General features: G+C 70.6%; 25 protein-coding genes. 21 read left to right on the forward strand and 4 right to left on the reverse strand.

The genetic code is table 11. The features are described 5' to 3' along the window. Positions 1-162 precede the first annotated feature (162 nt). The 5 genes from M2283_RS21640 (at position 163) to M2283_RS21660 (ending at position 6171) form a co-directional block, all read left to right on the forward strand. Entirely contained in the window at positions 163-1356 is a 1194-nt protein-coding gene (locus M2283_RS21640) for an argininosuccinate synthase (RefSeq protein WP_280877967.1), read from the forward strand. Between the two features lie 112 nt (positions 1357-1468). After that, a complete protein-coding gene (argH, locus tag M2283_RS21645; RefSeq protein ID WP_280877968.1) occupies positions 1469-2896 on the forward strand; it encodes an argininosuccinate lyase in 1428 nt (475 codons plus the stop codon). A gap of 149 nt (positions 2897-3045) precedes the next feature. Continuing rightward, the gene (locus tag M2283_RS21650) at positions 3046-4017 is read left to right on the forward strand and encodes an aldo/keto reductase (RefSeq protein ID WP_280877969.1); all 972 of its coding nucleotides are present in this window, start codon (positions 3046-3048) and stop codon (positions 4015-4017) included. Positions 4018-4099: 82 nt separating this feature from the next. Then, positions 4100-4651 carry a TetR/AcrR family transcriptional regulator gene (locus tag M2283_RS21655; protein WP_280877970.1) on the forward strand — a complete coding sequence of 184 codons (552 nt, stop codon included), beginning with the start codon at positions 4100-4102 and terminating at the stop codon, positions 4649-4651. Then, positions 4648-6171 carry an MFS transporter gene (locus tag M2283_RS21660; protein ID WP_280877971.1) on the forward strand — a complete coding sequence of 508 codons (1524 nt, stop codon included), beginning with the start codon at positions 4648-4650 and terminating at the stop codon, positions 6169-6171. The genes M2283_RS21655 and M2283_RS21660 overlap by 4 nt, the downstream gene beginning before the upstream one ends. A gap of 69 nt (positions 6172-6240) precedes the next feature. On the opposite strand, the gene M2283_RS21665 is transcribed toward M2283_RS21660, so the two are convergent. Next, positions 6241-6912: a lysophospholipid acyltransferase family protein gene (locus tag M2283_RS21665; RefSeq protein ID WP_280878200.1), complete on the reverse strand. Its 672-nt coding sequence runs from the start codon at positions 6910-6912 to the stop codon at positions 6241-6243. A 363-nt stretch (positions 6913-7275) separates the two neighbouring features. Here M2283_RS21665 and M2283_RS21670 point away from each other — a divergent pair, with 363 nt between their 5' ends. The 3 genes from M2283_RS21670 to M2283_RS21680 all read left to right on the forward strand — a co-directional run bounded on the left by M2283_RS21670 (position 7276) and on the right by M2283_RS21680 (position 9596). Further along, positions 7276-8442: a glycerophosphodiester phosphodiesterase gene (locus M2283_RS21670; RefSeq protein WP_280877972.1), complete on the forward strand. Its 1167-nt coding sequence runs from the start codon at positions 7276-7278 to the stop codon at positions 8440-8442. A gap of 105 nt (positions 8443-8547) precedes the next feature. Beyond that, positions 8548-9054, forward strand: coding sequence for an RNA polymerase sigma factor (locus M2283_RS21675; protein ID WP_280877973.1), 507 nt, complete (start codon positions 8548-8550; stop codon positions 9052-9054). Between the two features lie 44 nt (positions 9055-9098). Beyond that, complete coding sequence (locus M2283_RS21680) at positions 9099-9596, forward strand: GNAT family N-acetyltransferase (protein ID WP_280878201.1); 498 nt, start codon at positions 9099-9101, stop codon at positions 9594-9596. 21 nt (positions 9597-9617) lie between these two features. On the opposite strand, the gene M2283_RS21685 is transcribed toward M2283_RS21680, so the two are convergent. Together M2283_RS21685 and M2283_RS21690 are read right to left on the reverse strand one after the other, a co-directional pair. Further along, entirely contained in the window at positions 9618-9986 is a 369-nt protein-coding gene (locus tag M2283_RS21685) for a hypothetical protein (protein ID WP_280878202.1), read from the reverse strand. A 73-nt stretch (positions 9987-10059) separates the two neighbouring features. Further along, positions 10060-10419, reverse strand: a complete 360-nt coding sequence (locus M2283_RS21690) for a hypothetical protein (RefSeq protein WP_280877974.1) — start codon at positions 10417-10419, stop codon at positions 10060-10062. 69 nt (positions 10420-10488) lie between these two features. Between M2283_RS21690 and M2283_RS21695 the strand changes: the two genes are divergently transcribed. The 10 genes from M2283_RS21695 (at position 10489) to M2283_RS21740 (ending at position 23245) form a co-directional block, all read left to right on the forward strand. Continuing rightward, a complete protein-coding gene (locus tag M2283_RS21695) occupies positions 10489-11139 on the forward strand; it encodes an HAD family hydrolase (protein WP_280877975.1) in 651 nt (216 codons plus the stop codon). Between the two features lie 323 nt (positions 11140-11462). Beyond that, entirely contained in the window at positions 11463-12506 is a 1044-nt protein-coding gene (locus M2283_RS21700) for a methionine ABC transporter ATP-binding protein (RefSeq protein WP_280877976.1), read from the forward strand. Beyond that, complete coding sequence (locus tag M2283_RS21705) at positions 12503-13228, forward strand: methionine ABC transporter permease (RefSeq protein WP_280877977.1); 726 nt, start codon at positions 12503-12505, stop codon at positions 13226-13228. Before M2283_RS21700 ends, M2283_RS21705 begins: the two co-directional genes overlap by 4 nt. A gap of 69 nt (positions 13229-13297) precedes the next feature. Further along, positions 13298-14134: a MetQ/NlpA family ABC transporter substrate-binding protein gene (locus tag M2283_RS21710; protein WP_280877978.1), complete on the forward strand. Its 837-nt coding sequence runs from the start codon at positions 13298-13300 to the stop codon at positions 14132-14134. Between the two features lie 131 nt (positions 14135-14265). Beyond that, a complete protein-coding gene (locus M2283_RS21715) occupies positions 14266-14904 on the forward strand; it encodes a GNAT family N-acetyltransferase (protein ID WP_280877979.1) in 639 nt (212 codons plus the stop codon). 102 nt (positions 14905-15006) lie between these two features. Further along, complete coding sequence (gene cbiE / locus M2283_RS21720; protein WP_280877980.1) at positions 15007-16227, forward strand: precorrin-6y C5,15-methyltransferase (decarboxylating) subunit CbiE; 1221 nt, start codon at positions 15007-15009, stop codon at positions 16225-16227. A 392-nt stretch (positions 16228-16619) separates the two neighbouring features. Continuing rightward, positions 16620-20504 carry a nicotinate-nucleotide--dimethylbenzimidazole phosphoribosyltransferase gene (cobT, locus tag M2283_RS21725; RefSeq protein ID WP_280877981.1) on the forward strand — a complete coding sequence of 1295 codons (3885 nt, stop codon included), beginning with the start codon at positions 16620-16622 and terminating at the stop codon, positions 20502-20504. A 229-nt stretch (positions 20505-20733) separates the two neighbouring features. After that, positions 20734-21966, forward strand: a complete 1233-nt coding sequence (cobA, locus tag M2283_RS21730; protein WP_280877982.1) for a uroporphyrinogen-III C-methyltransferase — start codon at positions 20734-20736, stop codon at positions 21964-21966. Between the two features lie 64 nt (positions 21967-22030). After that, positions 22031-22849: a TrmH family RNA methyltransferase gene (locus M2283_RS21735; protein ID WP_280877983.1), complete on the forward strand. Its 819-nt coding sequence runs from the start codon at positions 22031-22033 to the stop codon at positions 22847-22849. Between the two features lie 3 nt (positions 22850-22852). Further along, positions 22853-23245 carry an NUDIX domain-containing protein gene (locus tag M2283_RS21740; protein WP_280877984.1) on the forward strand — a complete coding sequence of 131 codons (393 nt, stop codon included), beginning with the start codon at positions 22853-22855 and terminating at the stop codon, positions 23243-23245. An 11-nt stretch (positions 23246-23256) separates the two neighbouring features. On the opposite strand, the gene M2283_RS21745 is transcribed toward M2283_RS21740, so the two are convergent. Further along, on the reverse strand, positions 23257-24675 hold the full coding sequence (locus M2283_RS21745; protein WP_280877985.1) for a serine/threonine-protein kinase: 1419 nt from the start codon (positions 24673-24675) through the stop codon (positions 23257-23259). 196 nt (positions 24676-24871) lie between these two features. Between M2283_RS21745 and M2283_RS21750 the strand changes: the two genes are divergently transcribed. The 3 genes from M2283_RS21750 (at position 24872) to M2283_RS21760 (ending at position 26966) form a co-directional block, all read left to right on the forward strand. Further along, a complete protein-coding gene (locus M2283_RS21750) occupies positions 24872-25147 on the forward strand; it encodes a hypothetical protein (RefSeq protein WP_124002793.1) in 276 nt (91 codons plus the stop codon). A 198-nt stretch (positions 25148-25345) separates the two neighbouring features. Beyond that, positions 25346-25552: a hypothetical protein gene (locus M2283_RS21755; RefSeq protein WP_280877986.1), complete on the forward strand. Its 207-nt coding sequence runs from the start codon at positions 25346-25348 to the stop codon at positions 25550-25552. Between the two features lie 430 nt (positions 25553-25982). Beyond that, a complete protein-coding gene (locus tag M2283_RS21760; protein WP_280877987.1) occupies positions 25983-26966 on the forward strand; it encodes a phosphotransferase family protein in 984 nt (327 codons plus the stop codon). The last annotated feature ends 16 nt before the right edge of the window (positions 26967-26982 follow it).

The raw sequence follows: 26982 nt of genomic DNA on the forward strand, positions 1-26982 counted from the left end.
CGGTTTCTGCCGTTCAAAGGCGACGCAAAATTCTCGGCGCCCGCGCCCCGCCCGCATGCCGTCCCCGGGCCTCGCCGGACATCCACCCGACCCCGGATTGACGAATCATGCAGAGTGCTGCATACTCATGCATGTCAGCGAATGCACTGTGAGGAGAAACCCGTGACCGAGCGCGTCGTACTCGCCTACTCAGGCGGATTGGACACCTCCGTCGCCATCGGCTGGATCGCCGAGGAGACGGGCGCCGAGGTCATCGCCGTTGCGGTCGACGTCGGCCAGGGTGGCGAGGACCTGGACGTCATCCGCAAGCGCGCCCTCGCGTGCGGTGCGGTCGAGGCCGAAGTGGCCGACGCCAAGGACGAGTTCGCCGAGGAGTACTGCCTCCCGGCGATCAAGGCCAACGCCCTCTACATGGACCGCTACCCGCTGGTCTCCGCGCTCTCCCGGCCGACGATCGTCAAGCACCTGGTCGCCGCCGCCCACAAGCACGGCGCCACCACGGTCGCCCACGGCTGCACCGGCAAGGGCAACGACCAGGTCCGCTTCGAGGCCGGCATCGTCGCCCTCGCCCCCGACCTCAAGTGCATCGCCCCGGTCCGCGACTACGCGATGACCCGTGACAAGGCGATCGCGTTCTGCGAGGACAAGAACCTCCCGATCGCGACCACCAAGAAGTCCCCGTACTCCATCGACCAGAACGTCTTCGGACGCGCCGTCGAGACGGGCTTCCTGGAGGACATCTGGAACGCCCCGATCGAGGACATCTACGAGTACACCCAGAACCCGGCCGTCCAGCGTGACGCCGACGAGGTGGTCATCACCTTCAAGGCGGGCGTCCCGGTCGCCCTCGACGGCAAGCCCGTCACCGTCCTGCAGGCCATCCAGCAGCTCAACGAGCGCGCCGGCGCCCAGGGCATCGGCCGGATCGACATGGTCGAGGACCGGCTGGTCGGCATCAAGTCCCGTGAGGTGTACGAGGCTCCGGGCGCGATCGCCCTGATCACGGCCCACCAGGAGCTGGAGAACGTCACCGTCGAGCGCGAACTGGCCCGCTACAAGCGGCAGGTCGAGCAGCGCTGGGGCGAACTGGTCTACGACGGCCAGTGGTTCTCCCCGCTCAAGCGCGCCCTGGACGGCTTCATCGACGAGGCCAGCCAGCACGTCAACGGCGATGTCCGCCTCACCCTGCACGGCGGCCGCGCGGTCGTCACCGGCCGGCGCTCCGAGTCGTCCCTGTACGACTTCAACCTCGCCACCTACGACACCGGCGACACCTTCGACCAGGCCGCGGCCAAGGGCTTCATCGACATCTACAGCCTCTCGTCGAAGATCGCCGCCAAGCGCGACCTGGCGTAATCCGCAGGTGCCTCACGCACGCTGATCTGACAGCCGCCTCCTCACCTGGAAAGGTGGGGAGGCGGTGGCACATCCACCCCCGTTCCGACCCCCTTCCGAGGAGTACGAGCAAGTGAGCAGCAACAGCGGTGACGTACGGCTCTGGGGCGGCCGTTTCGCCGACGGTCCCGCCGAGGCCCTGGCGAAGCTGTCCGCGTCCGTCCACTTCGACTGGCGGCTCGCGCCCTACGACATCGCCGGCTCGCGTGCCCACGCGCGCGTGCTGCACAAGGCGCACCTCCTCACGGACGACGAGCTGACCCGCATGCTCGCGGGCCTCGACCAGCTCGAAGCGAACGTCGCCGACGGCTCCCTCGTCGGCACGATCGCCGACGAGGACGTCCATACGGCCCTGGAACGCGGCCTGTTGGAGATCCTCGGCCCCGACCTCGGCGGCAAGCTGCGCGCGGGCCGCTCCCGCAACGACCAGGTCGCGACGCTGTTCCGCATGTACCTGCGCGACCACGCCCGTACCGTCGGCGGCCTGATCGCCGACCTCCAGGACGCGCTGATCGGCCTCGCGGAGGCCCACCCGGACGTGGCGATGCCCGGCCGCACCCACCTCCAGCACGCCCAGCCGGTCCTGTTCGCCCACCACGTCCTGGCCCACGTACAGCCTCTGTCCCGGGACGCGGAACGCCTGCGCCAGTGGGACGAGCGGACGGCCGTCTCCCCGTACGGCTCGGGCGCGCTGGCGGGTTCGTCCCTCGGCCTGGACCCGGAGTCGGTGGCCAAGGACCTCGGCTTCGAGCACGGCTCGGTCGCCAACTCGATCGACGGCACGGCCTCCCGCGACTTCGTCGCCGAGTTCGCCTTCATCACCGCGATGATCGGCGTGAACCTCTCCCGGATCGCCGAGGAGGTCATCATCTGGAACACGAAGGAGTTCTCCTTCGTCACCCTGCACGACGCCTTCTCCACGGGCTCGTCGATCATGCCGCAGAAGAAGAACCCGGACATCGCGGAGCTGGCGCGAGGCAAGTCGGGCCGCCTGATCGGCAACCTGACGGGCCTGATGGCCACGCTCAAGGCCCTCCCGCTGGCGTACAACCGCGACCTCCAGGAGGACAAGGAGCCGGTCTTCGACTCCATCGACCAACTCGAGGTCCTCCTCCCGGCGTTCACCGGCATGATGGCCACCCTCACCGTCCACCGCGACCGCATGGAAGAGCTGGCCCCGGCCGGCTTCTCCCTGGCCACCGACATCGCCGAGTGGCTGGTCAAGCAGAACGTCCCGTTCAGGGTGGCGCACGAGGTCGCGGGGGAGTGCGTGAAGGTGGCGGAGGCCGAGGGCATCGAACTGGATGGCCTGACCGACCAACAGTTCGCGAAGATCTCCGCCCACCTGACCCCGGAGGTACGGACGGTCCTCAACGTCCCCGGTGCCTTGGCTTCGCGAGACGGCAGGGGAGGGACCGCCCCGAGCGCGGTGGCGATCCAGCTGACAGAGGTGAAGGCTGATGTGGAGGCACAGCACGCTTGGTCAACAGCGAAGCGGTAAGGGCTTTTAGGGGCGCGGGGAACTGCGCGAGCAACCACAACGCGTCCGCACCCGCCAAAGCACCACAACCACCCGAGCTCTGAAGCGAAGGTCATCGCGGGTTACGTTGGTCGGAAGCCGTACCGGAGCCGACCCATACGGAGCCCGCGATGCCCTTCGCCCGACTGGCCACAGCGACAACCCCCACCTGCCACATCGGACTCGGTCTCGCCGCAGTAGGCCGCCCCGGCTACATCAACCTCGGCCGAGAAACCGACCTCGGAGAGAACCGTGGCGTCGACGAGATGCGCCGCCGCACCCACGACCTCCTGGACGCCGCGTACGCGCAGGGCGTCCGCTACTTCGACGCAGCCCGCTCCTACGGCCGCTCAGAGGAATTCCTCGCCGACTGGCTGAACGCCAACCCCGGCAAAAACGACGTAGTCATCGGCAGCAAGTGGGGCTACACCTATACCGCCGGCTGGACCACGGACGCTGAGCAGCACGAGGTCAAGGACCACACCGTCCAGACCTACGAACGCCAGCGCCGCGAAACCGCCGAGCTGCTGGGCGACCGTCTCGACCTCTACCAGATCCACTCCGTGACCCCGGACAGCCCGGCCCTCACGGACAAGGAACTCCAGGCCAAGCTGGCGGAGGCGGCGGGCCACGGCATCACCATCGGCTTCTCCACCAGCGGCCCCGCCCAGGCCGACGCCATCCGAGCCGCCCTCGCCGTGACGGTAGACGGCGAGCCCCTCTTCCGTACCGTCCAGTCGACGTACAACGCCCTGGAGACCTCGGCCGGCCCCGCCCTCGCGGAGGCGCACGACGCCGGTCTCACGGTGATCGTCAAGGAGGGCATGGCGAACGGCCGACTCGCGGACCCGTACGCGCCCGAAGCCGTCAAAGCCGTGGCCGAGGAAGTGAACCTGGGCTGCGACGCGGTCGCCCTCGCGTTGGTCCTCCGTGAACCCTGGGCCGGTGTCGTCCTCTCCGGCGCCGCGACCGCGGGCCAGCTCGCCTCCAACCTGCACGCGGCGGTCGTAGACCTGGACGAGGGCCGGCTGTCCCGCCTCGCGACGCTCGTCGAGGAGCCGCGGACGTACTGGGAGCAGCGCGGGCAGCTGCCCTGGCACTGAGAGGTCCCTGGTGACCCGCCACCCATGAGACGGCCATGCCTGCGATGAGACGTCAGTGTCTCATGTGGGTTATGGTTGTCTCATGGCTCTCGATCGCGACCACGTACTCCGCGCTGCCGCGGCCCTGCTGACCCGCAAGTCCACCGCGACCATGGACGAGGTCGCCAAGGCCGCCGGGATCAGCCGGGCCACGCTGCACCGCCAGTTCGCGGGCCGCGACGCGCTCGTACGGGCGCTGGAGGCGCTCGGCATCGCGGAGTGCGAGACCGCGCTGGCGGCGGCGCGGCTGGACGAGGACCCCGCCGAGGGCGCCGTACGGCGGCTCGTCCGCGAGGTCGAACCGGCCGCCGGCCTGCTCGCCTTCCTCTACACCGAGAACCAGCTGTTCGAGGGCGAGGAGCAGCACGCGGGCTGGGCCCGGATCGACGACCGCATCACCGCTCTGTTCCGGCGCGGCCAGCAGAACGGCGAGTTCCGCATCGACCTGACGCCCGCCTGGCTCACCGAGGCGCTGTTCGGCCTGCTGGCCTCCGGTGCCTGGATGGTGCAGAGCGGCAAGGGCGCCCCCAAGGACTTCACGCGCATGATCGCCGAGCTGCTGCTCGGCGGCGCACTACGGAGAGAGGAATCATGACCAGCACCCTGCAGCCGGCGTCCACGACCGAGGCGGTGAAGCGCCCGGGCCGCTGGCTCGCGCTGTCCGTCCTCGTGCTCGCCGTGCTGCTGGTGGCCGTCGACGCGACCGTCCTCGGTCTCGCGACCCCTTACATCAGCGAGGACCTGAAGCCGTCCGGCACCCAACTCCTGTGGATCGGCGACGTCTACTCCTTCGTGATCGCCGGCCTCCTGGTCTCCATGGGCAGCCTCGGCGACCGCATAGGCCGCAAGCGGATCCTGCTCGTAGGAGCCACCGCCTTCGGCGCGATATCGATCCTCAACGCCTATGCCTCCACACCGGAGTTGATGATCCTCGCCCGTGCCCTGCTCGGCGTCGCGGGCGCGACCCTCATGCCGGCCACCCTCGCGCTGATCCGGAACCTGTTCCATGACCCGCGCGAACGCAGCCTGGCGGTCGGTATCTGGGGCGCAACGGCCTCCGCCGGTACGGCGGTCGGCCCCGTCGCGGGCGGCTTCCTGCTCGAACACTTCTGGTGGGGCTCGGTCTTCCTCATCAACCTGCCGGTGATGGCGGTCCTCGTCCTGGTCGGCATCAAGACGCTCCCCGAGTCGAAGAACCCCAACCCCGGGCCGTGGGACATGATCAGCGTCGTGCTGTCCCTGGTCGGTGTGATCGGAGTCGTCTACGCGGTCAAGGAGGCCGCGACACACGGCTTCGAGTTGCCCTCGCTCGCGGTGGGCGCACTGGGTGCGGCGGCCCTGTACCGGTTCGTGCGCCGCCAACTCACGCTCCCCGCGCCTCTGTTGGACATGCGCCTGTTCCGCAACCGCGGCTTCAGTGCGGCGGTCCTGGCCGACCTGCTGACCATCCTCGGCCTGTCCGGTCTGGTCTTCTTCCTCTCCCAGTACCTGCAACTCGTCCAGGGCAGAGGCCCGTTCGAGGCGGGCCTCGCCGAAATCCCCGCCGCCGTAGGGGCGGTGGCGGCCGGTCTGATCGCCGGCCGGGCGGCCCGGCGCTTCTCGGTCCGCGCGGTGGTCGCGGGCGGTCTCGCGGCGGTGGGCCTGGCACTCGCCGTCCTCACGACGCTGGGTCAGTCGACCGGCTACCCGATCCTCGGTGCCGCGTTGCTGGTGGTGGGTGTCGGTGCCGGCTTCTCCTTCACGGTGACCGCCGACGTCATCCTCTCCTCCGTACCGAAGGAGCAGGCGGGCGCGGCCTCAGCGGTCTCGGAGACGGCCTACGAACTGGGCGCGGCCCTCGGTATCGCCGTACTCGGCTCGATCGTGACGGGCGTCTACAGGGGCTTCGCAGCACCGGCGGGCACCCCGAGCGGGGCACACGAGTCACTGGGCGGCGCGGTGGAGGCGGCGGGAGGAATGCCGTCACAGGCAGCGCAGGAAATGCTGACGTCGGCCAGAGAGGCCTTTGTCAACGGCCTCAGCGTCGCATCGGCGGTAGGTGCAACGGTCCTGCTGGCAACGGCGGTGGCGGCATGGTTCATGCTGAAGGGGCAGAGCCTGGAAAGCGGCGGGTAAGGGGATGCCGTCAGGGGCGCGGGGAAGTGCGCGACCGGCCCCCGCGCACCTGCAGCCGACGACGAGTCCCTACGCGGCTTTCGCTTTCGTGGCGTACATGTCCACGTACTCCTGCCCGGACAACCGCATGACCTCGGTCATCACGGAGTCCGTCACGGCCCGCAGCACATACCGATCCCGGTCCATCCCCTCGTACCGAGAGAACTCGAGCGCCTCACCGAACCGCACGGTCACCCGCCCCGGACGAGGGAACCCCGCCCCACCCGGCTGCAACTTGTCCGTGCCGATCATCGCGAACGGAACGACCGGCGCCCCGGTCATCATCGTGAGCCGGGCAATGCCCGTACGCCCCCGGTACAACCGCCCGTCGGGCGACCGCGTGCCCTCGGGGTAGATCCCGAAGACCTTGCCCTCCTCCAGGATCCGGCGCCCGGTCATCAACGCGGCAACACCACCGTTGGCGCCGTCCCGGTCCACCGGGATCATGCCGACGCCGGTGAAGAACCAGGCCATCAGGCGGCCCTTGAGGCCTTTCCCGGTGACGTACTCGTCCTTGCCGATGAAGAGCACCTGCCGGTCGCAGACCAGCGGAAGGATCATCGAGTCGATGAAGGTGAGATGGTTTCCGGCCAGGATGACGGGACCGTCGCCCGGGATGTGCTCCACGCCCTCCACCTGTGGGCGGAACATCAGGCGCATGATCGGTCCGAGCAGTGCCTTGATGAGCGCGAAGCGGGACAACGGGCCCTCCGGTGTCAAGGGATTCGGTATGAGTATGTGCAGGTCGGGACGATACTCGCGGTTCGACGGGTCGTGCACATCGGGGACCGCCGGTTCACCGAGGTCTTACGCACTGTTGACCCGCGTTTACCTGCGGTGGCGCCCTGTTGGCAGTCGGTAACCGGGCCGGAACGATGTGACGGAGGTCGCGTACCTCGAACGGAGATTCCTACGCAGCCGATCCCGCGTATCTCCGGTGGTCTCCTGATGCGACATCCCGAGTCACCCGCGTGTTCCGGCCGAGGTCTCCCTCGCGTCATGTCCACGACCCTACGATCGGCGCGCTGAGACAACTAGATCAAGCCGAGGTCAGGGGAGTCGCTCATGGGAGCGCAGGAGAACGAGCAGACAGGCGGTACCGGGCGACGGGCGCTCCTCGGTGCGGCGGTACTCGGCGCCGGCGGGGCCGTACTCGGTCTGTCCGGCACCGCGAGCGCGACGGGTGCCGGGCACGGGCACGGTGGCGGCCTGAGCAGCCTGCCCAAGCCGACGATCATCGGTCACCGGGGCACCAGCGGCTACCGCCCGGAGCACACCTTCGGCTCGTACGACCTGGCCCTCGACATGGGCGCCGACATCGTCGAGGCCGGTGACCTGGTCCCCACCAAGGACGGTCACCTGGTCTGCCGGCACGAGCCGGAGATCGGCGGCACCACCGACGTCGCCGACCACCCGGAGTTCGCCTCCCGCAAGACCACCAAGTCGCTGGACGGTGTCTCCACCACCGGCTGGTTCACCGAGGACTTCACGCTCGCCGAGCTGAAGACCCTGCGCGCGATCGAGCGTATTCCGGTCAACCGCCCGCACAACATGCTCTACAACGGCCGCTGGGAGATCCCCACCTTCGAAGAGGTGCTCAGGTGGCAGGACGAGCAGACCCGTAAGCGCGGCAAGCAGGTCTTCATCTACCCGGAGATGAAGCACCCCACCTACTTCCGCAAGCGCGGATTCGAGATGGAGAAGCTGCTCTCGAAGGCCCTGCGCAAGCACGGCAAGGACCGCAGGAACTCGCCGGTCCTCATCCAGTCCTTCGAGCCGACCAGCATCCAGAAGATCAGCAAGCTGGTCGACAACAACCTGGCGGTGCTGCTGTCCGGCACGGGCACCCGCCCCTTCGACTTCATCGACCTGGGCGACCCGCGCACGGTCGACGACCTGGTCAAGCCGAAGGGCCTCGCCGAGATCGCGACGTACGCACAGGGCCTCGGTCCGACCCTCGACCTGATCATCACGAAGAACGCCGACGGCAGCCTGAACAAGGAGACCACCCTGGTCGCCGACGCGCACAGGGCGGGCCTGATCCTGCACCCCTACACCATGCGCAACGAGAACCCCTTCCTGCCGAAGGAGTACCAGAAGGGCACGGACGCGGACGCCTACGGCGACGCGTTCGGCGCCTTCAAGCGGTACTTCGCCACCGGCATCGACGGCGTCTTCACCGACAACGCCGACACGGGTCTGCTGGCCCGCGCGGACTTCCTCAAGGGCTGAGCCGACGGCCGAGCCGTTCGTCAACAGCTGAGCGCAAGGCCCCGATTGGGGTGACAGTCGGCCGCCCGGGCAACCCATCGCCCGGGCGGCCGCGTCGTGCCGCATATGACGCACAACCTCCTTGCCACCCTGCGCCCACTGCTCGCCGCCGAGGCCTCCGCCGAGGCATATGCCTCGGGAACCGAACCGAGCGACCTGGAGCAGGCCGTCTGGCTCCGCCTCCTGGAGCGCCTCGACTCCGACGGCCCGCCCCGCGACCCGCAGGGCTGGCTGCGCCGGGCCGTCCGCTCCGAGGTCCGCCGCACCCGTCGTACGCACCGCCTCGAACGGCCATACGAAACCGAACCGGCCGATGACGCCGACCGCGGCCCCGAGCACCTCGCCCTCACCTCGGCCCGCCACCGCGCCCTGCGCGACGCCGTGCGCCGGCTGCCCGGCCGCTGCCCCCGGTTGCTGGAGGCCCTGCTCTCCCCGAAAGACCTGACATACCGGGAAATCGCGGGGGAGTTGGGTATCTCACAGGGAAGTCTCGGCCCGGAACGCTCCAGATGTCTTGGATGTCTCCGTCGTTTGCTCACGCCGGAGGTTGCGGCACACGAAGCACGGGGATAGGAGTGAGAACTACAGGCGATCAGGTGAGCGAGAGGCGTGCGCACATGGGCATGAGCGTGACCATCTCGGTAGCGACCGAGCAGGATGCAGAGCAGATCTTCAAGCTCCAGTACCTGAGCTTCCAGAGCGAGGCGGCGCTGTACGGCAACTACCGCATCGATCCGCTCGTCCAGACCCTGGACTCGGTCCGTCAGGAGGTGGCCGCGGACTGCGTCTTCGTGGCACGGCTCGGCGAGGAAGTGGTCGGCTCGGTGCGCGGCCGGGTCACCGAGGACGGCTCCGCCGCCATCGGCAAGCTCTGCGTCCACCCCCGCCTCCAGGGCCACGGCATCGGCGCGCGGCTGCTGCGCGCGGCCGAGGCGGCCCTGGTCGAGGAGCGCGGCGCCACGAGGTTCCGCCTCTACACGGGCCACCGCAGCGAGGGCAACCTGCGCCTGTACCGCCGGGTGGGCTACGAGACGGTGGGCACGTCCCAGGGCGCCGACGGCGTACCGATGATCGTCCTGGAGAAGAAGGCCGAGGCGTACGCCACCACCGCGTGACGCCACCACTGCCTGACGCGACTACGGCGTGACGGTTCGGTTCCTCCGGAGCCAGTACAGCGCGGAGATCGGCAGCAGTACGGGGATGAAGACGTACCCCATGCCGTAGTCCGACCAGACCGTGGCGTCCGGGAAGGCCGAGGGCTCGACGAGCGTCCAGGTACCGACGATGAGCACACCCGCGAGTTCGGCGGCGCAGCACACCTGTGCCGCCTTGCGGGCCCTTTCGCCGCCGCGGACCAGCGAGTACGTGATGAAGCCGTACACGAGACCCGCGAGTGCCGACAGCGAGTAGGCGAGCGGCGCCCGGTCGAACTCGGTGGCGATCTGGTAGACGGAGCGCGAGACCGCGCCGACGACCATCACGCCGTAGAACCAGACGAGCAGCATGCCCGGCCCGCTGACGAGCCGCTTCGGTCGCTCGGCCACGGTGCCGTCCAGGTTCTCTTCCACGGTGGTCAACTCACCCTCCCCAGATGTCGTAGAGCCGCACTTCGAGAACGGCCAGCACCACACCGCCGGCGGCGACCGTCACCGAACCCCAGCGGGTGCGCTCCGCGAGGGACATGAACCCGGCCGCCGGGACGCACGCGAACGCGCCGATCAGATAGGCGACGAAGATCGCCGTGCCCTGGTCCGCCTTCTCGCCCCGCGCCAGCTGCACGATCCCGACCACCAGCTGGACCACGGCCAGGAACGACACCACGGCCATCCCGATGAAGTGCCAGTCCTTCGTCGGCTGATCGCGGTAGGCGGCCCACCCGCACCAGGCGGCGAGCAGCAGCGCGGCGACACCGGTCACCAGCGTCAGGGCATCAAGCATGCCGCGACCCTATTACGGGCCAAAAGGCCCGATGCCGTCGCCCCCGCCGTGCGACGTAGGGTCGAGAGCATGAAGATCCACGCCGAAGCCCTCCTGTTCGACAACGACGGCACGCTCGTCTCCTCCCTCGAATCCGTACGCCGTTGCTGGACCCGTTGGGCGCGGGAGTACGGCATCACCGCCGAGGCGTTCGCGAGCGTCGAACTGCACGGGCGTACGGCCGCGGAGATAGCCGCCGACCTGCTGCCCGCCGACGTGGTGCCGGCGGCCGTCGCGCGGATCGAGCAACTGGAGGTGGAGGACGTGCCCAACGGGGGCGTCCACCTGCTGCCCGGCACGAAGGCGTTCCTCGACTCCCTGCCCGCCGAGCGCTGGGCCGTGGTGACCTCGGCCACCCGCCCGCTCGCCGAGGCCCGGCTCGACGCCGTCGGCATCCTGCCCAAGACGCTGATCACCGCCGACGACGTCACCCGCGGCAAGCCCGACCCCGAGCCCTACTTCCGCGCCGCCCGCGAACTCGGTGTCGACCCGTCCCGTTGCGTCGTCTTCGAGGACGCCCCGGCCGGACTCCGGGCGGGCCGCGCCGCCGACATGACCACCGTGGCGTTGACCACAACCCACCAGGCCCACGAGCTCGACGCCGACCTCGTGGTGAACGACCTCTCGGCCTTGTCCGCGCTGGTCGGCGACGGGGGAGTGGAGATCTCGGTTCGCCGCTGAGCCGTGTCCGCCGCCGTCCAGCATGCGGACGACGGCATTTGGTAAGGACCATACGTCTGCTTTACTGATCACATGACCACGACGAGCAACCGCATCCTTGCGACCGAGGCGACCCTGACGCCCGGTGCTCGTTGTATGTGTCGAATGTGCGCCTTCTAGAGGGCCCCCGCACCAAACTCTGAGCCTCGCGCCCCGAAGCCAGCCGCTGTGGCATGTCCGTACGTCGTCGAACGCCGTACGTGACCACTCTGCCCCGCGCACACCCTTGTCTCTCGTACCTGGGCACACCCACGCCCGCGTACTCGACAGTGACGGAAACCCCAGTGATCACGACATCAGGCCTGACGAAGATCTATCGGGCTCACCGCTCGCGCGGCCGTGAGGTCACCGCCCTCGACGGCGTCGATCTCCACGTCCGCGAAGGCGAGGTGTACGGCGTCATCGGCCAGTCCGGCGCCGGCAAGTCCTCGCTCATCCGCTGCGTCAACCTGCTGGAGCGCCCCACCGCCGGGACGGTGACCGTCGCCGGGCAGGACCTGACCGCCCTGGCCGGCCGCGGACCCCGCGCCGGCCGGGAACTCCGGCAGGCGCGCAGCCGTATCGGCATGGTCTTCCAGCACTTCAACCTGCTGTCCTCGCGGACGGTCCAGGACAACGTCGAGCTGCCGCTCGAAATCCTCGGCAAGTCGGGGAAGGAACGATCCGCCAAGGCGCTCGAACTCCTCGACCTCGTCGGGCTCGCCGACAAGGCGAAGGCCTACCCGGCCCAGCTCTCCGGCGGCCAGAAGCAGCGCGTCGGCATCGCCCGCGCCCTGGCCGGCGACCCCAAGGTGCTCCTGTCCGACGAGGCGACCAGCGCCCTCGACCCGGAGACCACCCGCTCGATCCTCCAGCTGCTGCGCGACCTGAACCGGCAGCTGGGCCTGACCGTCCTGCTCATCACCCACGAGATGAACGTCGTGAAGTCCATCTGCGACTCCGCCGCGCTCATGGAGCGGGGCCGCATCGTCGAGTCCGGCACGGTCGGCGAACTGCTCGCGACCCCGGGCTCCGAGCTGGCCGCCGCCCTGTTCCCGGTCGACGGCGAGGCCACCGGCACCGACCGCACCGTCGTCGACGTCACCTTCCAGGGCGAGGCCGCCACCCAGCCCGTCATCTCCCAGCTCTCGCGCACCTACAACATCGACATATCGATCCTCGGCGCCGCCATCGACACCGTCGGCGGACTCCAGGTCGGCCGGATGCGCATCGAACTCCCCGGCCGCTACGAGGACAACGTCGTGCCCATCGGCTTCCTGCGCGAACAGGGCCTGCAGATCGACGTGTTGGGCCAGGAGCCCGTACTGCTGAGGGAAGGTGCCAAGTGACCTGGTCCGAGATGCAGCCGCTGCTGTCCCAGGCGTGTTGGGACACCCTCTACATGGTCGGCTGGTCCACCCTCATCGCCGTGGTCGGCGGCCTGCCGCTCGGCGTCCTGCTGGTCCTGACCGACCGGGGCGGCCTGCTGCAGAACGTCGTCGCCAACAAGGTCGTCGGGCAGGTCGTGAACGTCGCCCGGTCGATGCCGTTCATCATCCTGATGGTCGCGCTGATGACCTTCACGCGCGCCATCACGGGGACGACCATCGGCCGCGAGGCGGCCATCGTGCCGCTCGCCATCGGCGCGATCCCCTTCTTCGCACGCCTCGTCGAGACGGCTGTCCGCGAAGTGGACGGCGGGCTCGTGGAGGCCGTGCAGTCGATGGGCGGCAACACCTGGACGATCGTGCGCAAGGTCCTCGTACCGGAGTCGCTGCCCTCGCTGATCTCCAGCACCACCACCACGATCGTCGCCCTCATCGGCTACTCCGCGATGGCCGGCACGGTCGGCGCCGGCGGTCTCGGCGACATCGCCATCCGCTACGGCTACCAGCGCTTCGAGACCCAGCTGATGTGGATCACCGTGGCGATCCTCGCGGTCGTCATCTCCCTCATCCAGTTCGCCGGCGACTACGCGGCCCGCTCGCTGCACCGGCGGGCCGGCCAGTCCGGTCCCGGGCCGAGGCTCCGGCTGCTCAAGGCGTCCACCGCCACCAGCAAGACCGTCTGAGCCACTCCACCCAGAACGCCCCGCACACCCATCGCGGGGTCGCTGCACCCTGAAGGAAAGGCACTTTTCGTGCGTAACACCGCAAAGATCACCACCGCCGTCCTCGCCGCCGGAGCCCTCACCCTCGGGCTCACCGCGTGCGGCTCGGACAAGGACTCCGCGGGCTCCTCGTCCGACTACAGCGGTCCGCTGGTCGTCGCCGCGAGCCCGACCCCGCACGCCGAGATCCTCAACTACGTCAAGGACAACCTGGCGAAGAAGGCGGGACTCGACCTGGAGGTCAAGGAGTTCCAGGACTACATCGTCCCGAACACGGCGACCGAGGACGGCTCGGTGGACGCCAACTACTTCCAGAACCAGCCCTACCTCGACGACTTCAACAAGAAGCGCGGCACCCACATCGTGCCCGTCGTCACGGTGCACCTGGAGCCGCTCGGCCTCTACTCCCACAAGGTCAAGAGCGTCGACGCCCTGAAGAGCGGTGCGACCGTCGCCGTCCCCAACGACGCCGTGAACGAGGCGCGTTCGCTGAAGCTGCTCGCCGCGAACGGGCTCATCACGCTCAAGGACGGCGCGGGCAACGAGGCGACCCCGCAGGACATCGCGAAGAACCCGAAGAACCTCAAGTTCAAGGAGGTCGAGGCGGCCCAGACCGCGCGCTCCCTGGACGACGTGGACGCCGCGGTGATCAACGGCAACTACGCGATCTCCGCGGACATCAAGCCGGCCAAGGACGCGCTCGTCCTGGAGTCCGCGAAGAACAGCCCCTACGGCAACTTCCTCGCCGTCAAGGAGGGCAACGAGAAGGACCCGCGAGTGAAGAAGCTCGCGGGGCTCCTCACCTCTCCCGAGGTCAAGAAGTTCATCGAGGACAAGTACGACGGCTCCGTCATCGCGTCCTTCTAGTCGCGTATCGCCACGCACCGGGTCCACTCCCTCACTTGGCGTGGACCCGGTGGTGCAGTTGAGTGGCTGCATGCTGCATGCTGGGCAGTTCAGCAGGCCCTGCATGTTTTCCGAAGGTTACGGAGCGGCGCATGACTAGCACCTTCCCCAACATCTCCATCAGCACGGAGCGGTTGGTGCTGCGTCCCCTCGACGAGGACGATGTGCCCGCACTGGCCGAGATGATGAACGACGAACAGGTCGGCGCCTGGACCGACGTACCACAGCCGTACACCGAGGACCGCGCCCGCGCCTGGATCGCCGAGTACGCGCCGAACGAACGCGTGTCGGGCCGCGGACTCGACCTCGCCGTCACCGAGTTCCTCACCCAGCGCCTGGTGGGCATCGTCCAACTCGCCAAGACCAACTGGCATGTTCGCTCCACCGAGTTGTCGTACATCGTCGCGCCCTGGGCCCGCGGCGAGGGCTACGCCTCGGAGGCCGCGCTCGCCACCGCCCAATGGCTGTTCACGGACCAGAAGTTCGAGCGGATCGAGCTGCGCACGGCGGCCGACAACACCGCCTCGCAGCAGGTCGCGCAGAAGATCGGCTGCATCAGCGAGGGCGTCCTGCGGGGCGCGTGCATAGCGCATGTCCGTGCCGAGGACGGCACTTGGAGCGACGTACGCACCGACTTCATCGTGTGGAGTCTGCTGCCCGAGGACCTCGACGGCGCCGGGGAGCAGCTCGCCGACACCAGCGGTTTCACCCCGTACACCGACTGGAACTGAACCCTGGGGGCATGAGGGAACAGCACCGCCCCGGCGGCGGCACCTGACACCGGGTACCCTCACGGAGCCCGACCTGCGTAAACCTCCTGGAGACTGACGACGATGGCCGACCGCGTCACGGTGATCGGCTGGGACGGCTCGCCGCCGACCGCCGCGGCCCGCTCCGCCCTGGGCGCCGCCACCCTGGTCGCGGGCTCCGCCCACCACCTCGCGCTCCCCGAGGTACCGTCGACCGCCGAACGCATCCGCCTCGGCAGTGTCGCCCTCGCCGCCCGCCGCATCGCCGCCCACCGGGGCAGCGCGGTCGTGCTCGCCGACGGCGACCCCGGGTTCTTCGGAGTCGTACGGACCCTGCGCGCACCGGAGTTCGGTCTGGAGGTCGAGGTCGTCCCCGCCGTCTCCTCCGTCGCCGCCGCCTTCGCCCGGGCCGGCATGCCCTGGGACGACGCACAGGTCGTCGTCGCCCACCGGCGCACCCTGCGCCGCGCCGTGAACGTGTGCCGCGCCCACGCCAAGGTCGCCGTCCTCACCTCACCGGGCGCCGGCCCCGCCGAACTCGGCCTGCTCCTGGAGGGCGTGCACCGCACCTTCGTCATCTGCGAGGAACTCGGCACCGAGCGCGAGCAGGCCACCGTCGTCACCTCCGACAAGGCCGCCGACCACACCTGGCGCGACCCGAACGTCGTCATCGTCATTGGCGGCTCCGCCGGACCCGGCGTCGACGGCGAGGGCGGCGGCTGGCTGGCCGGGCGGGACCCCGGCACCGGCCCGCGCGGCTGGACCATGCCCGCCGAGGCGTACGGCGGTCCCCTCGGCGAGGGGGAGACGGATCTGCTGCGCGCCGCCCAACTCGCCCGGCTGGGACCGCGCGTCGGGGACCTGGTGTGGGACATCGGCTGCGGCAGCGGTGCCTTCACCGTGGAGGCCGCGCGGGCCGGTGCCGCTGTCATCGCCGTCGACCGCGACGTGGCCGCCTGCGCCCGCACCGAGGCCGTCGCCCGCGGCTTCGGCGTCCAGCCGCAGATCATCCACGGCACTGCCCCGTACGTCCTGGAGAACCTCCCCGAGCCCGACGTCGTCCGCGTCGGCGGCGGGGGAGCGGCCGTGGTCTCCGCGGTCGTCGACCGCCGCCCGCAGCGCATCGTCGCGCACGCCGCCACCCGCGACGCGGCCGAACTCCTCGGCCGGGACCTGACGGAGCACGGGTACCAGGTCGAGTGCGCGCTCCTGCAGTCCGTCGAACTGGACACGCGCGCGTGGACGGAGAAGGAGCGGAGCGTCGCGTTCCTGCTCAGCGGCGTGCTCCCGGAGCGCACCGCGTGAGCCCCGTACCGTCCAAGTGATCCTGTTTTATTCCGTCCCGGTGATCCTGTAGTCGTACCACGCGCGGTAGGCTGGCCGACCGTTGTACCGCACCGGGTGGCCCGGCACTTCGTTCGTCAATGTCCGGAAAGCGCGCCCGTTTTGGGGTGGGGTGTGGTACGGCGGAACCGGGGGACGCGCAACGTGGCGCAGTCCACAGCGGCCCGTCGCGGATCAAGCTGCCAAGGCGGGGCAACGGCCGCGACAATGCCACTGAATGGCTTTGTCGCCTTTTACGGACGGGTCGTTCGTGCCGCTGGACAGGCACGCTCGTTCTTCACTGCGGGGGCGGTCGGTGCGCCGTCCCCGGTGGGCTGGACGTAGAAGCACTAACCGATGGGCGAGGGGTACGCATGACGGACACCGGCCAGGTCCCGGGCGAGGGACTGCCGGAGAGCGCAGGCATGGTGGAGCAGCCGGGCGTCCCCCCGCACGGCGCGTACACCTACCTCTCCGAGACCACCGCCGAGGACGAAGACCTGCTGCTGCTCCCGGGCGCCCAGAGCCCCTGGGGCAACGAGGTCGCCCCACCGGCACCCGAGCCGGTCGTCGAGACCGTCCACGAGCCCGGCCCGCACGAGACGGCGGGCCGCGACAGCGGCTCGGTCGACCTCAACGGCGTCCGCCTCCCCGACCCGACACCCGCGCAGGCCCCGTCACAGGTGCCGCCGCGCCGCCCCCTGCACCTCGGCCCGCCGACCCCCAACGCCTCCGCGAGCCCGGTCCGCTCCCTCGCCGACCGCGGCCCCACGGGAGCGCCGGTATGGCAGTCCGGCCCGCCGACGTCCGCCGGCCCCGAATACCTCGACGCCTCCCAGCCGCTGAGCGACCTGCCCCCACAGGGCGCGAGCCCCTGGGGTGCCCCGTCGCAGGCGGCGGTTCAGATGCCGGTCCAGGCCCCGGTCACCGCCGAGGAGCAGGCTGCGGAAACGGTTGTTCCGGCCGAGCAGGCGAGCCCCGAGCTGGTGGACGTGTCCGCGGCTGTCCCGGCGGGTGCGCCTGTGGCTGTCGCCGGCGTTGAGCAGGAGCCGGCATACGACGCTCCGGCGGCGCCGAACCCCGAGCCGAACGGCGATGCCGCGTACGGCGGTCCGGACCCGGAGGCCCGGGGAGTGGAGTACGACCACGGCCTGCGGAACGGACAGGTTCCGGTGGGCGTGTCCGCTGCGGAGGGCGGGCACGGTGCCGGGGGCGGGTTCGGCGTGGACGGTGAGCAGAGTTCCGGTGCCGGATTCGCCGCGGAAGGTGTGCAGGGCGTCGACGCCGGGTTCGCCGTAGAGGGCGGCCAGGGCGGCCAGGGTGTCGAGCCCGGTATCGCCCTGGACGGCGTTCCTGGTGCCGAGGCCGGTTTCACCGGGGACGGCGTTCCGGGTGTCCCGGTCGTGCCCGTGGCGGACGACGCGTACGGCGTTCCCGCCGAGAGCGTGCCGCAGGACGGGCAGGCCGACGTTCCGGTGTTGCCCGTCGCTCCGGACGCGGGGTCGGTCGATGCGGCCTGGGCCGGCGTGGATGCCGGGGAGATCGGCGGTACGTTCCCGGAGGCGGGGCACGTGGCCGACGTAGTTCCCGACGCAGCCCCTGAACCCGAGTTCATCGCCGAGGCCGAACCCGTCGGTCCGGACGCTTCCGCGCAGGTTCCGGAGAACGTCCCGGCGTCTGACAGTGGGCAGTTCGTCGAGGTCGCGCCCGAGGCCGCGCAGGCTTTCGAGGTGCCGGATGCCGAGCCCGCGCCGCTTCTGGCAGCGGTCCCCGAGCCCGCCGTGGTTTTCGAGACGCCCGCGCCCGAAGCCGTCCAGGACGACTTCGCCGCCCACGCGGTCGCCGTCGAGCCGACTGCACTCGCCCCCGCCGTCGAACCGGCTCTGGAACCGACCGAGCCCGATCTCGTCGAAGCCGTCGAGGTCCTCCCGTTCCCCGCGGCCCCGGACGACACGGCACCGGCGCCGGCACCGCAGCTCGCGGAACCCGTTGCTCCGGCCGCCGACATCGCCGTATCCCACGAGCCGCCTGTCCAGCCTGTGGACCCCGAGCTCATCCCCTGGGACGAGGCCGTGCAGTCCGCAGCCCCGGACCCCGAGGCGCACGTCACGCCCGTGCCTGACCCGGTAACGCCCCTCGCGGCGGCCACGTCGGCCGACACGGACACTCCCTCCGACGCGCTCCCGGAGGCGCCGGAAGCCCAGCCAACTCCCGCCCCCCAGGGCCCCGTCACCGGCAACGCACCCGAGCCCGCGGTCGTCCAGCCGGGCATCCCCCTGGACGTGGCGCCGGAGCAGCCCGTCGGCCAGTTCGTCCCCGTCGAGGGCTCCGTGCCGACCACCCCGCACCTCGCGCCGACGCCACCCCACCCCTTGACCCTTCCCGCTGAGGAGGAACCGGTCGCCGCGGTCCCCGCACCCCGGGAGGCCGACCCCGACCTCGTACAGCACGCGGAGGACCTGGAGACCAGGGCCGCCGAGCAGGAAGAGAGCACGGCCGTGGTGGCAGAAGTACGACAGTCCACCGGTCCGGCCGCGCCCGCCTACGACGACGCCGAGCGCGAGGCCGTTCTCAAGGTCATGCGCGAGCGGCGTGACATCCGCAACGGCTTCCGCAGCGACCCCATCCCGCACGACGTGCTGCTGCGCGTCCTGGAGGCGGCCCACACCGCGCCGTCCGTCGGCCACTCGCAGCCCTGGGACTTCGTCGTCATCCGCTCCGCCGAGACGCGCAGCGCGATGCACGAACTGGCCCAGCGCCAGCGCGAGGCGTACGCCAAGTCGCTGCCGAAGGGCCGGGCGAAGCAGTTCAAGGAACTGAAGATCGAGGCCATCCTCGACACCCCGGTGAACATCGTCGTCACCGCCGACCCGACCCGCGGCGGCCGGCACACCCTGGGCCGCCACACCCAGCCGCAGATGGCGCCGTACTCCGCCGCCCTCGCGGTCGAGAACCTCTGGCTCGCCGCCCGCGCCGAGGGCCTGGGCGTCGGCTGGGTCAGCTTCTTCGACGAGCGCGAGATGGTCCGCGGGCTCGGCCTGCCGGAGCACCTGGAGGTCATCGCGTACCTCTGCGTCGGTTACGTCGACGAGTTCCCGGACGAGCCCGAGCTGATGCAGGCCGGCTGGTCCAAGCGCCGCCCGCTGTCCTGGGTCGTGCACGAGGAGACGTACGGCCGTCGCGCACTGCCCGGCGAGGACCCGCACGACCTGCTCGGCGAGACCGTCTCCCAGATCCGCCCGCTGGACGCCAAGGCGCTCGGCGAGGCCTGGGAACGCCAGAAGCGGATGACGAAGCCGCCGGGCTCGCTCGGCATGCTGGAGATCATCTCCGCGCAGCTGTCCGGCCTGTCGCGCCAGTGCCCGCCGCCGATCCCGGAGCCCGCGGCCGTCGCGATCTTCGCCGGCGACCACGGCGTGCACGCGCAAGGGGTCACCCCGTGGCCGCAGGAGGTGACGGCCCAGATGGTGGCCAACTTCCTCGGCGGCGGCGCGGTCTGCAACGCCTTCGCGACCCAGGTGGGCGCCGAGGTCTGCGTGGTGGACGTCGGAGTCGCGTCCGAACTCCCGGCCACGCCCGGCCTGTTGCCCCGCAAGATCCGCGCGGGCACGTCCGACATGACGACCGGCCCCGCGATGACCCGCGAGGAGGCCAAGCAGGCCATCGAGGTCGGCATCGAGACCGCCCGCGACCTGGTCGCGGCCGGCAACAAGGCGCTGCTCACCGGCGAGATGGGCATCGCGAACACCACCGCGTCCGCGGCCCTGATCTCGGTCTACACGGACACCGACCCGGCCGAGGTGACGGGCCGTGGCACCGGCATCAACGACGAGACGCTGGCCCGCAAGACCGAGGTCGTCCGCCGCGCCATCGAACTCCACCAGCCGGACCCGGCCGACCCCATCGGCGTACTCGCCGCGATCGGCGGCTTCGAACACGCCGCCATCGTCGGCCTCCTCCTCGGCGGCGCGTCCTTGCGTACGCCGGTGATCCTGGACGGTGTCAGCGCCGGCGCCGCGGCTCTCGTGGCCCGAGCGATCGCCCCCGAGGTCCTCGCGGCCTGCATCGCGGGCCACCGCAGCGCCGAACCGGGCCACGTGGCTGCCCTGAACAAGCTCGGCCTCCGCCCCTTGGTCGACCTCGACCTCCGCCTGGGCGAGGGCACGGGCGCACTGCTCGCCCTGCCGCTGGTGCAGAGCACGGCGAGGGCGATGCACGAGGTGGCGACGTTCGACTCGGCGGGAGTAACTGAGAAGTAGAGGCAGCGGCCAGGGGAGCGCCGGGACCGGGTTTCGGGAACGGCGACTCCCGGGACTGCGGTCCCGGGCCCCTTTGTGACGCCGCCACGGTTGTGGGCAGGCGTTCCGCACGGCGATGGGGCGACGAACCTCAGTCACCGGACACCCGAGCCGCCCCAAAACGTCCGCCCCCTCTAAAATCTGCACGTCAGGGCATCGCACCACCGCCACACCAGGGAGCCGCACCCCCATGGCCGAACACCCCGCCTACCCCGTAGGCCTCCGCCTCACCGGCCGCAGGGTCGTCGTCCTCGGCGCAGGCCAGGTAGCCCAACGCCGCCTCCCGGCCCTGATCGCGGCAGGCGCGGACATCCTCCTCGTCTCCCCCGAGGCGACCCCCTCGGTCGAGGCAATGGCGGACGCGGGCGAGATCACCTGGGAGAAGCGCCCGTACGCGGAAGGCGACCTCGCGAACGCCTGGTACGCCCTCATCGCCACCAGTGACCCCGAGGCCAACACCGCCGCCTCCACCGAAGCCGAGCGCAACCAAGTCTTCTGCGTCCGCTCGGACGACGCCGACCAGGCCACTGCCTGGACCCCGGCCACCGGCCACAGCGAGGGCGTGACGGTGGCCGTCCTCACCACCGACGCGCGCGGCCGGGACCCCCGCCACACCGCCGCCATCAGGGACGCGGTTGTCGCGGGCCTGCGCGACGGCACCCTCGTCGCCCCCCACCACCGCACCCGCACCCCCGGCGTCGCCCTGGTCGGCGGCGGCCCCGGCGACCCGGACCTGATCACCGTCCGAGGCCGCCGCCTGCTCGCCGAGGCGGACGTCGTCATCACCGACCACCTCGGCCCCCGCGACCTCCTCGCCGAGCTCTCCCCGAACGTCGAGGTGATCGACGCGGCGAAGCTGCCCTACGGCCGCTTCATGGCCCAGGAGGCCATCAACAACGCCCTGATCGAACACGCCAAGCAGGGCAAATCGGTCGTACGACTCAAGGGCGGTGACCCGTTCGTCTACGGCCGCGGGATGGAGGAGGTCCAGGCGCTCGCAGAGGCGGGCGTCCCGTGCACGGTCGTCCCCGGCATCTCCAGCTCGATCTCGGTCCCGGGCGCGGCCGGTATCCCGGTCACCCACCGGGGCGTCGCGCACGAGTTCACGGTGGTCAGCGGGCACATCGCCCCCGACGACGAACGCTCCCTGGTCGACTGGCCCGCCCTCGCCCGACTGACCGGCACGCTGGTGATCCTCATGGGCGTCGGCACGATCGGGAAGGTCGCCGAGACGCTGATCGCGCACGGCAAGTCCCCGGACACCCCGGTCGCCGTGGTCCAGGAGGGCACCACGGCCGGTCAGCGCCGCGTCGACGCGACCCTCGCGACGGTCGCCGAGACCGTCCGTACGCAGGAGGTGAAGGCCCCGTCGGTCATCGTCATCGGCGAGGTCGTGGACGTGGGCCCCAAGAGGCACGCGTAACCACGGGTAACCCAACCCCGTTCCAGCCGTTGGCACCACACCCAGGACAAGGCAGTATCACCCTGTGGCCGATCTCATCACCGTTGAGGATCCCGACGACCCGCGCCTGCGTGATTACACGGGCCTGACCGACGTAGAGCTGCGCCGCAAGCGCGAACCGGCCGAGGGCCTGTTCATCGCCGAGGGCGAGAAGGTCATCAGACGGGCCAAGGACACTGGTTACGAGATGCGCTCGATGCTGCTGTCCGCGAAGTGGGTCGATGTCATGCGGGACGTCATCGACGAACTCCCCGCCCCCGTCTACGCGGTCAGCCCGGAACTCGCCGAACAGGTCACCGGCTACCACGTGCACCGCGGCGCGCTCGCCTCCATGCAGCGCAAGCCGCTGCCGACGGCGGCCGACCTCCTCCAGACCACCCGCCGCGTGGTGGTCATGGAGTCGGTCAACGACCACACCAACATCGGCGCGATCTTCCGCTCGGCCGCAGCCCTGGGCATGGACGCGGTCCTCTTGTCCCCGGACTGCGCCGACCCGCTGTACCGCCGGAGCGTCAAGGTCTCCATGGGCGCGGTCTTCTCCGTCCCCTACGCCCGCCTCGACACCTGGCCCAAGGGGCTGGAGTCCGTCCGCGAGGCCGGCTTCACCCTCCTCGCCCTCACTCCGGACGAGAAGGCCAGATCCCTCGACGAGGCCGCCCCGCACCGCATGGACCGCGTCGCGCTGATGCTCGGCGCCGAGGGCGACGGCCTCTCCACGCAGGCCCTGGTGGCCGCCGACGAGTGGGTCCGCATCCCGATGTCCCACGGCGTCGACTCCCTGAACGTCGGCGCGGCGGCAGCGGTCGCCTTCTACGCGGTGGCCACCGGCCGCCCCGGGTCGTAGCCCGTGGCCCGGCGCGAGGCGATCGTCGCGGTACTGCGCCGCGACGGCCGTGTCCTGGTCGTCCGGCGCGGGCCAGATGTGGCCCGCCCCGGCTACTGGCAACCTCTCAGCGGCAAGCTCGAACCGGGGGAGACCCAGCGACAGGCCCTGGTCCGCGAGGTCCACGAGGAGATCGGCCTGACCGTCTCCCCGGGCGCCAAGGTCTGGGAGTCACTCACCGACGACGGCCACTTCCGCCTCCACTGGTGGACCACCGAGGACTCCACCGGCGACCCCGTCCCCGACGGCGACGAGGTCACCGAGGCCCGCTGGGTCACACCGGAGGAGTACCTGGAGCTCACCCCGGTCTTCGAGGGCGACCGAGAGTTCTTCGAACGGATCCTGCCGAACCTCTGACGTCTGACGCCCTACTGGAACGCAGACCGGCCGGCAGCCGTCACGCCCGCCTGCTGCTGCTCCTGCCGTACGACATCACGGTGGTCCCCGCCGAGCCCTCGCGACGGCCCCTGACACCCCTGCGCGGCGGCGATACCGAGCGCCACGAGCAGCGTCACCACGACGAACACGAACAGCCGCTGCCGCAACAGCCGTGGATTGGCCGGCCGCCGCCCCGTCCCCGTGGTCCTGGGCCCAGGCCGACCGGTACCGCTGCGCGGCGCGGGCCGACTCCCGCTGCCGCTGCCGGAACGCGACGTGTTCCGCGCGGAGGACGTGTTCCGGCCCCCCGCGCGCGATGACGACGGACCGCCCCCACGGGATGCACTGCTGCCCCGAGAAGGAGCGTTGCCCCGAGGCCCTGGCGAACCCTGCGAACCCGCCGGATTCCCCTGCGCTCCATGTGCACCCTGTCCCCCCTGAGACCCCTGTGACCCCTTCGTCCCCTGCGGGGGTCGCCGTTGGACCGCACGCTGCTGGTCCGGATACGTGTCCGAGAGCCGCCCGGTGGGCCGGTCCGCCTCGCCGGCGCGCGGCGCGGGCGAACGTACGTCGCCGAGCCCCTGGGTCTCGCGGGCGGCGATCTCCTTGAGACGGAGCGACAACTGGAGGGTGCTGGGCCGCTCCTCGGGGTCCTTCGCCAGACAGGCCCGCACCAGCGGAGCCAGCGCGTCCGGAACACCGTGCAGCTGGGCCTCCTCGTGCACCACGCGGTACAGCATCACCTCGGAACTGCCGTGCCCGAAGGGCGAGTCACCCATCGAGGCGTACGCGAGGGTCGCACCGAGCGAGAAGACGTCGGTGGCCGGCGTGACGGCGGCCCCGCGCACCTGCTCGGGCGCGAGGAAGCCGGGCGAGCCGACGGCCGTACCGACGTGGGTGAGCGTCGAGGCCCCGGTCGCCCAGGCGATGCCGAAGTCGATGATCCGCGGCCCCTTGGGGGACAGCAGGATGTTGGACGGCTTGAGGTCCCGGTGCACGACCCCGGCCTCATGTACGGCGACGAGCCCTTCCGACAACGCGGCCCCTACCGCAGCCACCTCGGCCGCACCGAGCGACCCTTCGTCGGCGACCTTGTCGTGCAGCGAGGGCCCGGGCACGTACTGCGTGGCGAACCACGGCCGGTCCGCGTCGAGATCCGCGGCGACCAGCCGGGCCGTACACCCACCCCTGATCCGCCGAGCCGCCGAGACCTCACGGGCGAACCGCGACCGGAACTCCTGATCCTCCGCCAGGTCGGGACGGATCACCTTCAGCGCGACCCGCTGCCCCTTCTTGTCGGAGCCCAGATAGACAACGCCCATCCCACCCGCGCCGAGCCGTCGGTGAAGCCTGAACGAGCCGACGACACGCGGGTCCTCGCGCCTCAGGCGCATCATCGCCATGTTCATCCCCGCTGCCCGGTCCGTGTGACGAGCGACAGCTTACGTTTCTACGGCCGCCCGCGCGCAGAGGCCGCGCCCTCTCGTCCAGATGGATTGTCAGTGCCGGGTGGGAGACTTGAAGAGTGGTCAGGGACCGCGTGAACAGCGGGACTTCGACCGCCCTGTGATCCCAACCACCCGCCACAGAAGGGGGATTGAGCGCGTGAAGGGTGATCGCGTGGAGATAGTCGTGGACGCCGGGGACACGACAAGGACGTACGAGGTGGTAGCGAGCAGAGCGGGCCGTCGGGTGGAGACGGCGGTGCGCCGAGGTGTCGTGGAAGTGAGCGAAGTCACCCGCAGCGGTTCCGTGGTCCGCACGGCCCGTTTCATGGCGACCCGGGTACTGGCCCTGGTCGAACAGCCGGTGCCCAGGGAGGACAGCTCGGAGAAGGCAGGGCACACCGGACAGCCCCTCCGGGAAGACCCTGAGACCTAGGACCTCGTCTCCACCCAGGGGAGTAGTTCCCAGGTCATGGCTCATCCTCCGGGAGGCCCGGGAATCGGTACGAGGGCATGACGTGCGACAGACGCCGGACGCCTAGATTTGAGGTCAAGCGGCGGGTGCAGCACTCGTCCCCCGAGGTCAGACACCCGCCGCTGCCAACGACAACTGAGTTCGGTCAGGAGAGGGACCATGGCCTACACGGCACCGCGGGCACTGATCCGCACGCAGGAGCGCAAGGCGCACACCGCTTTCCGCCCCCGCCGTCAGGGCCGCCGCCACCCCTTGGTGGCGACACTCATGGCCCTCCCTCTGGCTGCGCTGCTGCTCCTCGTCTTCGACGGCTGGGAGACGGTAGCGACACAGGCGTCGTCCGTGGGAGTGATGCTGGGGCGCTGAGCGGCGACCCCAGGCCCGGAAGAGCGGTCCGGGCGGGGACATCCACCCATGAAACCCCGTGGGGACGGGGGTGCGGCGGACGGCAAAATGCCGGCGCAGCTGGGGAGCTGCGCCGGCATTGCTTTTTTTGGCGGTGGTGCCGGTGGGGACCGGCACCACCGCACACACGTCTCAACGCCGGTCGTCCTCTTTGCTTTTGAGCCTCGCCGGCGTTCGAGACCATCTGGCCCGTCCAGCGTGCGAGGGCAAGGTCTTTGTTTTTCAGGCCGTCCGGCGTTTGAGGACAAGGTCCGTTCAGGGCTGGTCGGGGTCCGGGGCGTAGCCCCGGTGGGGTCGAAGGGGCAGCGCCCCTGGGGATGGGACGGGTAGGGGCGGCGGGGGCGAAAACCGTACGCTCATGCACCAGACCCACCCACCCCCAGGGAGCCCCGTGACCGCCACCCCCCTGCTCACCGAACTCACCACCCGAGCCAGGGCCACGGCACACACACGCACCCCCACCTGCCCCTGCCTCCGCGACACCCCGGAACACACCGAAACCCTCGCCGACCGCCCCGACGCCACAGTCGTCCGCCACGGAGACACCGTCGCGAAGGCCCACGCCCCCACCACCCCCCTCCCCGACCTCACCACCCGCCTCACCACAGCCGCCCACCTCCCCGGCATCTTCCTCCCCCCGCTCACCCCGACCCCCGTCGACCTGCACGGCCGCCTGGTGACCTTCTGGCCGTACGGCACCCCCGTAGACCCGCAAGACCCCGACGCGGCCCCGTGGGAAGCCGCCGCAACCCTCCTCGCCCACCTCCACCGCACCCCCACCACACCCCCCACGAGCAACGCCACCCCCCTTCCCCCCATGCAAGGCCCCACCAAAGCGGCCCGCGCCGTCGCCCGCCTCCAGGCCGACCCGACCGCCGCAGCCCAGAACCCCGCCGTACCCGCCGTCCTCCACGCCTGGTCCACCCTCCCCGCCTGGGCCCGAGCCGAGACCCCCATGCCGGACCGCACCACCCTCTGCCACGGCGACCTCCACCTCGGCCAACTCGTCCGTCACCCCACCCCCGACGGCCCGTGGCTCCTCATCGACGTCGACGACCTCGGCACCGGCGTCCCCACCTGGGACCTCGCCCGCCCGGCGGCCTGGTACGCCTGCGGCCTCCTCCCGCCCGACGAATGGACCCGCTTCCTCACCGCGTACCGCACCGCCGGCGGTCCGGCCGTCCCGCCCGACGGCGACCCCTGGCCCGCTCTGGACGTCCCGGCCCGCGCCCTCACCGTGCAGACGGCGGCCCGCGCGATCGTCAAGGCGACCACCGAGCGCCGTGCCCTGGACGAGATCGAGATGTCCCTGATCGACGCATGTGCCCGAATGAGTTCGGCCCCAGCGGAGTTGAGCCCCGGTTTCCCGAAGTAGGGTGCAACCGACTGCC

This window comes from Streptomyces pseudovenezuelae, assembly GCF_029892565.1.
Classification (GTDB): Bacteria; Actinomycetota; Actinomycetes; order Streptomycetales; family Streptomycetaceae; genus Streptomyces; species Streptomyces pseudovenezuelae_A.